Source organism: Prolixibacteraceae bacterium (genome assembly GCA_019856515.1).
In the GTDB taxonomy this organism is placed as follows: domain Bacteria; phylum Bacteroidota; class Bacteroidia; order Bacteroidales; family Prolixibacteraceae; genus Halosquirtibacter; species Halosquirtibacter xylanolyticus.
Map to the genome: position 1 here is coordinate 1,331,196 of CP082230.1, position 13,440 is coordinate 1,344,635.

A 13,440-nucleotide genomic window follows, 5' to 3' on the forward strand; every position below is an offset into this window, starting at 1 on the left:
TTGTTCAACCATATTCTTTTCAGATAAAGCCAAAAACTTCTAACCTCCAAACATATAAGCCTGAAGGTTAAAAGATATTTGTGATCAAATTGTAATACAATCTGATCGATGATCTAGAGGTTGTAGTTTTTTGTAAAGGCCTCCATAGGGCTACTTACCCTGCGTTGCTCATCAACTCTTACAGCAACAGTTGGTTTGTATTGACTAAATTTACTTTCGAGAATTTTTGCCAAGTCAAGTGCTCGACCCATGTGGCTATCAATAATATTGTGTTCCTCACCTATATCTTCATTAAGATTATATAATGCAAAATGCTCATCATATTGATGGTAGATCAATTTCCAACCATCCTTAATAATAGCTGCCCCAATATTAACTTCTTCAATAGTGAAGTCCTTACCACACATTACCGTACCAACAAAACGATATGGAAAATGAAAACACATAGACCTATGTTTTCTCTGTCTCTTTGCTTTTCCTGTTTTCACTAGGTGTGACAAATCCATACCATCCACTGAATACTCTTTGGGAACTTTAGCTCCTGCGGCAGCAAGCACCGTCGGATAGATATCTTCAATCATGACAGGCGCATTACTAATTCCAGATGAGGTTCTTTTGCTTGGCCACGAAACCACTGCAGGAACTCTTATTCCTCCTTCATAGAGACTCGCTTTACCACTTCTCAAAGGGTAGTTAAATTGATGTCCGCCATATAAACATCGTTTCTTTCGATACATCACTAATCCGCCATTATCTCCAAAGAAGATAATAATCGTATTGTCATCAATCTTAAGTTTTTTAAGATGATCCATCACACTTCCTAGACTGTGATCCACTCCTTCAATGAGACTTGCATAATAACTCTCTCCAATGTCCTCTCCTTTTTGTAAATGATACTCACGATCGTATGGAGCATGTTTTTGTAATGGACGATGGATGGCATAATGAGCCAAATACATAAAGAACGGCTTTTTCATAGCAACACTCTTACTTATTTCTGCTTTTGCAGTGTCAGTAAGCGCGTCCGTAAGATGCATTCCTTTTTTAGCATACCCTTCTAGATCATGCATAATATTCTTACCTCGGCTATAGTTATCTTTGGCATAATAACTTCCAGGTGCACCAAAATTACTTCCAGCAATATTTACATCAAAACCTGATGTTTCTGGAGTAGGAAACTTTGATACATGTTCAGATAAATGGTATTTTCCAACATGAATCGTTCTATATCCAGCCTCTCTTACAATCTGAGGAAGTGCATAACGAGGATTGAAAATATCTCCAGGAGGAATCAATATATCTTTCTTCTTTGTAAAGGTACAATCGTAATCTCCAATCACATTGTGATTGATAAAATTCTGTCCACTTAATAGAGATGCTCTACTAGGAACACATAAAGGTTGTGCATGTGCATTGGTCAATATCATTCCTTTATCTGCGAGCTTCTCTAAATTCGGGGTCTTGTACCTCTTATTATACTCTGTTGGTTCTCCAGACATTGCCAAACTAGTATCATTCCACCCTAAATCATCTACAAGAAAGACAATGATATTAGGACGTTCTTGTGCAAAAACAGTTCCTATTCCAAAGAAACTTAAAACTAATGTGCTTTTCAATTTATTCATAACGATCACTTAATATTAATTAATGTATATTTCAGTTTTTTTTTGTTTTTATACCCTAGCAATAAAACTTACAGATCAACAATATATTGCATCATAAAATATACAGTTGATAAGGCAAGTAGGCTACACTACTTCTAAAAAAGTTTATGATATTTTGGATGAATACTCTATTGTGTGCCATTCACAAAAAGCGATGAAGAGTATATATTACGAACAATAAAACATTATCATTTCTTCGATATAAATAAATCCGAGCCATAATAGAGTGACTATTATGGCTTGAATAATTCGTGTAATTATTTAACACTCTTCTTTTAAGGGTGAACAGAAGTGTCACGATCATTAAGATCTTTTCTGTTAAGAACATACCCTTGGGGTGGCTCATAAGCCTGTAATGGCTTATAAATATTACCGTAACCATCTCCATCTTCATCTGCAAAGAAGGTTTTTATCTCTGCCCCCTCCTTCAAACCTGCATCTACAACTTGGTTGATTACCTTTAGCAAGGACATATCGCTATTCACATCCATCTCATATGACCACACCATGACTCCTCCAAATAGTTCCATCGAACGATGTGTTTTTTTTGCAATTGTTGGAATGCCATTATACCACATCTGATCATGTCTGTCAACATATCCATTCTCAGGATTATTCTTAATGATATTTCGCCAAATAATACCCCACTTATAAGTACTATCTTCAGAAAAATCAAATCCCATAAATGGTAATCCAAATATGATTTTATTTAATGACACACCTCTTTTATGATGCCAAAAATCAACAGCTGTTTGAATCAACCACATCGGAGAGTGTTGCCCTGGATTCTTTGGTCGATTCGGATGGGTGACACCATACGACATGACATTTATAAAATCGAAAACTTGAAGTGTCTCTTTTGTTACATTGCCATATAGAAAACGACCAGGAAATGCTGCAGATAACGATAAGCCTTTAGAATGTAATGCAACTTGAAGTTCTTTTGAGAAAACATTATAATGATCACCTAGACTTCGAATAAAATCTCCTTCGAAATCAATATCGATACCATCTAAATTATATATTTCCACATAATCTACAATTCCAGAAATTAACTTTTCTCTATCATTTCGTATATATTTATTCCAATTACTAGAAGTGGATTCTGAAACTCCCCCTCCACCGATAGACATAATTACTTTGACCCCTTGTAACTGTAGTTTTTGAACGACATCTGTGAAATCAATCCCTTTTTCAAAAACTAACACCCCATTGGAGTCCACATTAGCAAACGATAACATTACATGAGTCGTTTTACTTAAATCTAAATAATCTAAAGTTTTAAACCCTTTCGGGCGTAAATAACCTACCACCTTAAATGAAGTATCCTCAATAACTGTTTCATTTGAATCGAATGTTGAAATCATACTATTAGGACAACAAGATGCGAAGGCGATATTCCACGAACTAGTGATTCCAATTATTACGAAAAGCAATAGCCTATAATATCCTTTTTTATACATTATCATTAAAAGATTCTTGTTCATAATCTATGTTCAGTTAAAGGTGCCACTTATGGGTCAAATATTGACACCAATTATATTCTGAAATGTGAGAGAAATAATTACATCTATATTTATACTAGGCAAAAGTGGATGTATAAGCCTGCACAAGGTAATTTCAGCTAGAAAGTATAAACAGAATAAAATGAAATAATTTCTCTCATTTCAATAAGATGCTATATTTCACTAAGGATGTATTGAAGCATCCTGATCATTACTATCCTTACGATCAAGAACATACCCTTCAGGTTGCTCATATGCCTGAAATGGTTTGTAAATATTGCCATACCCATCACCATCCTCATCGGCAAAGAACGTTTGTATTTCAACACCCTCTTTTAAACCTGCATCTACCACCTGATTTATAGCCCTCAATAAAGACATCTCATTATACTTATCCAAACCATAAGACCAAACCATGACACCTCCAAACATTTCCATTGCATCATGCGTCTTTTTTGCTATCGTTGGAATACCATTATAGTACAATTTATCCACCTGATCCAAATACGCATACTCAGGATGGCCATCAATAATCTGCGGCCATGTCAGTCCCCACTTCCACTTATCAAAATTTGCAAAATCTTGTCCATAGAAAGGCAAACCAAGGATTATTTTCTCTTTAGCAATCCCTTTCTTAATGACCCAAAAATTATAGACATCATCCAAAATAGACATAGGAGAATGCGGACCAACTCTTTCTGGATTCCATGGACCTGTAGCGGTATATGACATCACATTGATAAAATCAAAAGATTCTAAAGTCTCTTGTGATACATTTGCAAACGAACGTTTAGTCGGTAATGCTGTTGTAATTTCTTTTCCTTCTGCGTGTAATGCTTCTTTTAGTAGTTTAATAAACGGATCATAATTTTCACCTAAACTAAGTAAAAAATCATTCTCAAAATCCACATCGATACCATCTAGATTATACAGCTCTACATAATCCATTATATTAGACACCAACTCCTCACGTCTATCGACCTTAACGTATTGCTGCCACGGTTCGGCCATTTCATCGGTTACTCCACCACCTCCAATAGACATCATCACCTTTATATCTAAGCTCTTGAGTTCTTCCACTACATTTGTTATATCCACATTGTCTTTGAAGAATAACTTACCATTAGAATCTAAGTTCGCAAATGACAGATTCATATAGTTGGTCTTACTCAAATCCATCTTTGAGATATCCTTAAAACCTCTCGAACGTAAATATCCGATCACCTTAAAATTGGCATTTTTACCATTTGCATATTCTATAAAATCACTCATTACAATAGTATACTCTTGAGAACTACTATTGCTTGTACCTACAACAAACTTTTGCTCTTTCTTCCAGGACTGCAACACATCTGCTGGATTTGGCGTCACTTTAACACCTTCGGTTGTATTAAACCAAACATCACTAATCTGTGATCTTCGAACAATTCCTCCGACATAGATTGTATTTTCATCACCTTCAACTGCACGTTTTAACACTTGATTCCCAACCTTAAAATTCACCCTTAACAGGCGAGGTTTAAGGTCTTGGGTTATTTTCTCTTCCGAGGAGCAACTCACTAAGATTGTAAACATTATTAGCAATCCAGCAAGACTTCCAATTGTTGAATATATATTACGTAATACTATTTTTAGAACCATAATCTAATGTTAATTGATTTAGAAAATAACTTAGGGGGAAACAGTAATATAAATTATTATTCCCCCATCTCTATATTTTACTATTCATCCCACTTGACAAGAGGATAATATTCATACCAATCCCAAGTACAGTCCCCTTTATTGGCTCCTAAGTAAACTCTTAAGCGTTTATTCTCAGGAATAGTTGTTTGCACCGAGCTAAAATGTTCCCCATCCAATGCCAATTCATATTTAAGCATTCCATCAATGGATGATATCCTAACACTCAAATCATGGGCTTTATTAATATCTAGAGGGACATTTGGTCCAACTAATGTCCCACCAATTTGGGTTGTCACACTAGATTTAGTCAAACCTTTATTCGTGTCCAGATGGTATCTCAACTCTTTCTTACCCCATCCGTCAATTATATACCAAACAGGATATGAACCTTTAGCCATACTCTTAATTCGGAATGTATGAGTTCCTAAACGATCTAACCATAATATAACTCTGTTCTTTTTCCCTGAACAGATCATATCTCCATTCTCGTATATTGGAGTACCTGCAGCTTTTTTAGATTTTAAAAACCCCTTGTTTAACTCTGTATGTTCCGGAGAAGGTGTAGGGGCTTGCTTCAAAACAATCGTTTTAACCAAAGGTTTCACGGAAGGATCTTCACTTACAGTCTTCAATGTCAATGATGATTTTCTAACGGAAATACCACTATTCTCATCAAATTGAATCTTAATACTCTGTGTTCCGCTATAATCCACACCTGAAGTGATCTTATACCAAACGTCAAAATCAGGCTTCGCAATAGTCCACTGTGTATTTGACTCTACTTTAATCTCAATTTCATGCGCCCGATGGCTCTCTCTCCATTCCAATTCCCCTGGTACTAATCTGACTCCAGCTTGTCGGACACTGATCTGTGCAGCCTCCTTTTTATGTCGATCATATACAGTCACAATAGCTGTACGTTCCTCTCCTTTATTCTCTGTAGAAGAAACCATCACTTCTCCATCATGGCTTCCTTCTATCCCCGAATCAATACTAAGCCAGTCACCACCATCCGTCACTTCACAAGACCATTCTTGGTTAGATTCAATCGTAAAAGTACATTGATCTCCCACACTTTTAAGTACTCTATCATTATCGTGTTTTGCTTCTAATCTAGCAATACCCTTTTGCTCTATCGTAAAACGTTTACCAACCCAATAATCACTTTTTATAGTTATAGTATCCACTCTATCATCTAAGAGTGTATTATCCTCTACTTTAATAGATACCATAAAGATTTGATCTTGTGGTCCACTTTCAGGATTAATAGTATACCAGTTTTCTTTACCAAACACTTTCCATGGATGACTCGATTTAACTTCAAACTTAATCTCTTCTGCATCTGCTGAAGACAATTGATATTTATCTTTTGGATTATAACGAAGGTCAACAATAGTGAATTCTTCCTCTTCCTCCTCACTACATGAAACCATCAGAATGGGAAATAGACAAAAGAACATCAAGATGGAAAGAGCACTTTTATATCGTGTATTTTTCATTTTCTCTCAATTTATATTTTACACTTATGAGTCATGAACAATAACACATTGCGAAATAAGCTGCTATTGTCCATAAACTCCCGGAATCAATACTTGTACTACAACAAAAAGCTATAACTTCTCTTGTTGTCTAAATACGAATTTCTTCTCTTTTAAGCCGTTACTAATAATCACATTCACCTCACGTGTCTCTGAATCATTATTTAAAACAGTCGCAACAACATCAACGCTTTCAGGGTTTCCACTCCCATTAGCAACATCAAAAGTCATCCACTCTTGATCAGTCTGGATAGTCCATTTACGAGTCGATCTTAATCGAAAACTTTTCGACTCGCTCTCATGTTTAAATAGAGCTTCGGTTTCAAACATATCTACTTCTAAAACAACTTTCGACTCTTGTTTAATAATGGCACGGCGTGAAGTAGCCCCTTCTGCTTTTATTTCTACCACTGCTTCTCTTGCCTTTAATGTTTCATTATCCTCAATAGATATTACTACATTACTAACGAGGGAGCTTTCTCCACTATTAACAGGACTAACAGTACACCACTCTTGATCACTTAAAATATCCCATGGCCTATTTGAACTTACTTTCAATTCAATGTCAGACACATTTATAGAAAGGACATCATACTGCGTTTCAGCACTCCAAGTTATCTTTGGTTCAAATTCTGGTTGTGAATCAATTCCTGAATCTTCACACGATACTAGACCTATGCTCAATAGTCCAGAGATGGCAAGACATGAATAGTAAAATATCGATTTAGTTAACTGTATTTTCATTTCATTAAACTTTAGAGAGATAATTACCACCCCTGGTTTTGAGGTTGCAAATTCGGATTAGCAAATAATTCAGACTGTTTAATTGGATATAAATTCATTTTGTTATCCCAATATCGAGTCTCATACAACTGTCGTTGGTACTGTTGAGAGCCATCATCTTTGTTTGTGATAGAAACACCATACAATCTTGTTTGTGTCTCTGCTCCAATTTTCCATCTTCTAATATCCCAAAACCGGTGGCCTTCAAAAGCAAACTCCACTCGCCACTCATTTCTAAGTTTCTTGATAAATTCACTCTTGTTAGAAGTCTCTATTGTTGGCATACCCGCATTTTGTCTCACCTGATTTATCGCCCATCTTGCAGAACGAGTATATTTCGTATCTGTATAATCAGGATCGTCAAAAGCTTCTATCATAGATTCAGCATAACTAAGCAAAACTTCAGCATAACGATATATAATCCACGTATGTCTTTTCTTCACGAGTTTGTTTGGATCAAAACTAGTTGTCTCATCAATATACTTTCGAAGAAAATATCCTGTAGCTGTTCCTCCTTCTGAAACCGCAACACGCTCTCGACCTCCTTCATAAGCTTCAATTGTGATATCCTTAAACTTCATTCCATTGGTAACAATCGTCTTATAAAATCGAGGATCTCTATTCTCATATGGCCTCTCTTTATCGAAAGTTGGATCTTTACTTTCCCATCCTTGATCAGTAAGAATCACCTGTTCTCCATTGACTGTTTCAAAAGCATCTACTAAATTTTGTGATGGACATACACCTGTCGTACTACTTTTACCATCTGTTAAACGAACAGGAAAGTTAATCTTCTCAAAGGTTGAATTTGGCCCATTCTGACGAAACATAATTACATCTTTTGCATCATATTTGTTCATCGCGGTCAATACACCAGCCAAGCCATACCATCCTTTGGTCTCTGAAGAATCGATTAATGCATGTGCTGCTTCCGCACATCGTTCCCAATATTTTTTATCATTCGAAGAGTTATGTAACGCACTTGCACGAAATAAAAGTGCTTTGGTCTTCAGTGCCATCGCAAATCCTTTATTCATTCGGCCATACTCTTTTGACAACTCTTTATAACTTAAGGGTAAATTAGGAACAACTTCATCACACTCTTTTACTACAAAATCGATCACATCACTAAACTTTGTTTTTGTAATGCTATTAGCCTCCTCTATGGTTAGCACATCTAAAGGCATAGGAATATCTCCATATCTTCGTGCAAGTTCAAAGAAATAGTAAGCTCTTAACAAACGTGCTTGATAAACGTAAGTCGGGAGTTTCTTCATCATCAACCCATAACCATTATCATATTGATACCTGGTCAGGTCCACATTATCGATCTCTTTAATAAAACCATTGGCTGCTCGGATCCCTTTATAATACTTATCCCATGGATAATCAACAAGGTTTAAAGCAGACCATGATCCATTAGTCAAAAACTGTACTCCACTAAATTTTTGTCCAAATTCAGCATCATCAGTGGCACAAGCTTTTGGTGCACCTCCAACCGAAGAAAAATCTTGTGGAATAAATGTATAGAGATAATTTAACATACTTGTAGTTCTATCAAAGTACTTATATACATCTTCTTTTTGCACCAGGCCACTCGTTTCATCAAACTCTAGTGTACTACAGCTACCCATAAAAAATAGTGCTGCAATTATTAAAAATGATCTATTTATATTATTCATATATTTCATAACCCACCGATTATTAGAAGTTAAACTTAAGTCCTGCCCAATAGCTTCTCACTGTAGGATATGCTATTCCTAACTGCTCTGGATCAGTAAAATCAATATGATCAAATGAAAACAGATTAGTTCCACATATGTAGATGGAAAATTTAGGGCGATCCAATGCCAATCGTAGATTTCTCAATTTTAAAAATGAACCATCACGGTACCATGTTGAACTATTTCTGTAATTATTTATATTTGCCGCTGTAGTCAAACGTGGCATGGTAGCACGATCATGATTCTCTGGAGTCCATATTGTTTCACGATCAATAAATGTTAATGAGACATTCCCATTTCCAATAAGGGGTTTATACAATGGACTGTCCAAAAGGTTAATTGTTCTGTTTGCCACACCTTGAAAATCCGCACTCAAACTAATTGATTTATAAGCTATATTAAGGTTAAATCCATAATAAATTTCAGGATATCCTGTCTGATACATTTTTACCACATCTTCACTATCAACGCGGTTATCTCCATTTTGATCTTTATACTTTATATCACCAGGTCGTACCGTGCTAAATGTATGAACTGGACTATTGTTTATATCAACTTGATCTTGAAAAAAACCAACAGACTCTAATCCATATCTTTGTCCTGCTCTATTACCTGTTCGATATAAATAATCGTATTGCTTATACGACTCTTGGAAATCGATAATTTTGCTTCTTATAAATGAGAAAGTACCAGATAGGCCATAACTAAAGTTCCCAATATCATCATTCCATCCCATACTAATATCAACGCCTTTATACTCATTTACCCCTGAACTCATCTTAGCAACATCAATGCCGATGACACCGGAAACCGAGTTAGAGATATCCACTAAATTATCACTTCTCTTTTCATAGAAACCATCTAAAGAAATTGCCAAACGATTCTTAAACATCTCTAAGTCCATTCCTATAATAGACCTTTCGGATGTTGTTATTTTCAAATCTTGAACTGGCAAACGTCCTTCACTCCATCCACTTGCTCCTGATGCGAGACCAAAGACATAATAACCTGAACTACCATAACTCTGACGAAAAAGCTCATGTGTAATTGATCTATCCCAACCGGAAGTTCCATAAGAACCACGTAACTTAAATAAATCAACCCCTGGAATATTAATAAAATTCTCTTCTGTAAGCGTCCACGCCCCGGAAACAGCATAATAAGTATTGTATTTTTGATCTTCAGGCAATAAGTTCGTTCCAGAATAATTGACCACACCATGCAGATAATAACGATTCTTGTACGTATAACTCATATTAGTAAGATACGACTGTCTTTCATAAGTTCTATTTCGACCATTATTCAAGTCTGATTGATAATCATACATCAAATTCATAGCAAAGTCATGATTAGCTGTCTTATTTTGATAACCAAGCGCTCCTTTAAAATTTGTTTTTAGATATAACTTCTCAAATTTATTTTTGAAAGAAGGGAGTTGAGAATCTTTACCATAGATCTCGGGAGTCATTACGACAGTTCCATCATCCATTATCTGACTCTTCAAGTCAGAATACCTGTAATTATTAACAGACCACTCTCTTAATGCGCCATAGTTATCAAAAGAGATAGAGGCATCCGCATATAATCCTTTGATGATCGCCTTTAAATCTTGATGGAGACCTATGTTAGCATTCATCGTTTTATAGATATCTTTTCTGTGACCATTACGACTTAAAAATGCAACGGGATTATTCTTTGTATATATATTGTTTCCACCATAGATACCATCTTCTGTTTTTACTGGGAAAGCAGCCGATGGGGTATAAAAGACTCGTCTCGACACATTCTGTGCATATGAGCCATTCACCTCTTGCATTCTTACCATCAAACCTACTTTCATTTTGGTCGTATTGGTTAAATCAGCATCTACATTGGCACGTAGGTTTAGTCTCACATCAAAAGGGACCGTTGAGTATCTAGAATTCTCATTAAGATCCTTATACATCGCCTTATCATAAGAGTAAACACCAGCAACAAAATACCTATATTTCTCTCCTCCTCCTTTAAACGTAGCATGGGCTTGATGATTAAAACCATAATCTTCATAGACCTCCTTTTGCCAATCTACATTGGGGTATGCATACGGATAAGCACCTGATTGAAACGCACCAACCTCTTGTGCACTATATTTCGGAGCAAGACCATCTAATGTTAATGCCTCATTAAGCTTAGTAGCATAAGTATATGCATCAGCAAATTCTGGAGACCTGAAACGTTCATTTACTCCAAATTGATACTTGACATCAATATCCATCTTTCCTTTAACACCACTCTTTGTTGTAATGTTAAGAACACCATTGGCTCCTCTTACCCCATAAATTGCCAAAGATGCAGCATCCTTTAACAATGTAATAGACTCTATCTCTGCCATGGTAATATTATTGATATCTCGAGGAAATCCATCCACCAAAATCAATGGTGCAAACCCATGGTATTTTAATGAGGCAAAATTAACAGACGATCGCCCTTTTCCCTGAAAAACGCTAAGTCCAGCTAATTTGCCATATAAAGATTTCTTAACATCCGTTTCAGGCGATCTCTCTAAGACATCGCTCTCCACAACATTTTGAGATGCATAATCGATGGAGTTTTTATTGGTTGCTGTGTGTGATTGTGCCACAGTCCTCAAAGACATAAAACACAAACCAATTATTATATATAAATATATTCTATTCATCTGTTTTATTTTATTCATGTACAATTATTGAAAGTCATGATCATGAGACGATTATTTACAGTACAAACCATGATACCAAAACACCATCATAAATAGTTTTGATAAAAAATTGCCTGTTACTATAAAACATGAAAATTCAAATCACCAACCTGGGTTTTGTATCCACCCATACCCTTTATTTAATTCAAGTCTAGGGATCGGAGACAAATACCACTTGGTATCCCAATGTTCCTTCCAATATCTATTTGGATTCCATTTAATCGCTTCAAATCGAAAGGAAACAGGAACATTATTCTCCTTCTTAGTGACTGTACTGATTAAAATATTTAGATCTTTCGTGAAATCGCTTGCCATACCTCTTCGAATCAAATCATACCAACGTACATTCTCAAAACCAAACTCTAAAGCACGCTCTTTTAACAAGGCTTTACGAAAAGACTCTTGGCTAAGCCCTTTAGGCAAATCCGACAACCCAACACGATTTCTAACCCTATTAATAAAATCATATGCCTTCTCATTAGGTCCACCTTCTACCTCATTTAATGCTTCAGCATAACTCAAGAATACTTCAGGTAAACGTAAATACGGAAACTGGGTACCTTTACCTGCTCTATCTTCATATGACTCGAGTATAAATTTCATGGTTCTAAAACCAGTACTTGACCCTTTACGATAGTCAGGGTGACCTAAATATACTGGTGCAATAGTTCCATTATAATGATAGCTACCTGGAACAGCTGCTGTTTCATATAGACGTGGATCACGGGTTGGACGATGATCTTTATCATAGAATGGGGACTGTGTCGAACTACTCCAATCATAATCATCAGGAAATTCCGTTCCATCTGCCCATGGAAACATGTCGATATAATTTAATGTTGGTCCAAAGTAATATCTCATCCCTCCCTCGAACACAGGTTTATTAAAACTTCGTCTTGTCGAGATTAAAATTTCTGTTCCTCCTCTTTCATAATATGCTTTTCTAAATGCCAACCGTCTCGCTTCATGAGTCTCTTCTGTCGGCTGTGTAAGCATATATTCTCCATTCTCCTGTAATGCACTCATAAACGCTTCTCCTGCACTGACAGCACGACGCCATTTCCCCATTACATCACCATCTACATATCGAGTATACTTGTTTGCCTTAGCATGCCATGGCGTAGTAGAGTTAAATGTAGGACTTGCAGCAAACAGAAGTACTCTTAATTTCAAACCCATTGCCCCAGCCTTAGTCATTCGCCCATCATCATTAGCCGTTGATTTCCATGGCAAATCCTCTACTGCTTCATCTAAAAGGGTCACAATATAATCCACGGTTTCGGCAAAAGAAGTACGAGGGAACGTAAACGCATCATCAAGCCCTATTGACTTCTTAATTAATGGGACACCTCCAACATTTCTTAACATACGACCATAACACAAGGCTATAATTGTTTTTGCTTCAGCAACTCGTCGTGCCTTCTCACTATTGTCCATATCTTTAACTTTATCGATATGTTCAATATAAAGCCATGCATATCGTATCGCTTTCCAATCTGATTCACCTCCCGCGGCATATAACAAATCATTTTTTGAGACCGTCGGATCAATGGCGCCATTATAATATGGGTTAGCTCCCGTTTTTATTGCTAAGTCTGTATATATATCTGTAGTATAACTTCTCTTGGTACCATACGGCAGATTCAAATAAGCAGTAGTCAATACCTTATCCGAATGTACAGCTGAGGAAAACATAGTATCTAATGTCGCACCTAATCGCTCAGGACTATCACCTAAAAATTCATCACCAAATTTCACTTCGGAACAAGACGTGACAAACATAACGCCTACAGCAATGATGAATATTAATATATTGCTTTTCATGTA

Annotated in this window: 8 protein-coding genes; all 8 read right to left on the bottom strand. The window is 36.2% G+C overall.

What is annotated here, in order from left to right; translation table 11 throughout:
• Positions 1–113 precede the first annotated feature (113 nt).
• Positions 114–1,625, bottom strand: coding sequence for a sulfatase-like hydrolase/transferase (locus tag K5X82_04540; GenBank protein QZT38172.1), 1,512 nt, complete (start codon positions 1,623–1,625; stop codon positions 114–116).
• Between the two features lie 314 nt (positions 1,626–1,939).
• On the bottom strand, positions 1,940–3,151 hold the full coding sequence (locus K5X82_04545; protein ID QZT38173.1) for a hypothetical protein: 1,212 nt from the start codon (positions 3,149–3,151) through the stop codon (positions 1,940–1,942).
• A gap of 201 nt (positions 3,152–3,352) precedes the next feature.
• Positions 3,353–4,810, bottom strand: coding sequence for a DUF4971 domain-containing protein (locus K5X82_04550; GenBank protein QZT38174.1), 1,458 nt, complete (start codon positions 4,808–4,810; stop codon positions 3,353–3,355).
• 80 nt (positions 4,811–4,890) lie between these two features.
• A complete protein-coding gene (locus K5X82_04555; protein QZT38175.1) occupies positions 4,891–6,351 on the bottom strand; it encodes a hypothetical protein in 1,461 nt (486 codons plus the stop codon).
• A 111-nt stretch (positions 6,352–6,462) separates the two neighbouring features.
• Complete coding sequence (locus K5X82_04560; GenBank protein ID QZT38176.1) at positions 6,463–7,134, bottom strand: BACON domain-containing protein; 672 nt, start codon at positions 7,132–7,134, stop codon at positions 6,463–6,465.
• Positions 7,135–7,157: 23 nt separating this feature from the next.
• Positions 7,158–8,864, bottom strand: coding sequence for a RagB/SusD family nutrient uptake outer membrane protein (locus K5X82_04565; protein QZT38177.1), 1,707 nt, complete (start codon positions 8,862–8,864; stop codon positions 7,158–7,160).
• A 13-nt stretch (positions 8,865–8,877) separates the two neighbouring features.
• Positions 8,878–11,574, bottom strand: a complete 2,697-nt coding sequence (locus tag K5X82_04570; GenBank protein QZT38178.1) for a SusC/RagA family TonB-linked outer membrane protein — start codon at positions 11,572–11,574, stop codon at positions 8,878–8,880.
• 141 nt (positions 11,575–11,715) lie between these two features.
• Complete coding sequence (locus K5X82_04575; GenBank protein ID QZT38179.1) at positions 11,716–13,437, bottom strand: RagB/SusD family nutrient uptake outer membrane protein; 1,722 nt, start codon at positions 13,435–13,437, stop codon at positions 11,716–11,718.
• Positions 13,438–13,440 lie beyond the last annotated feature (3 nt).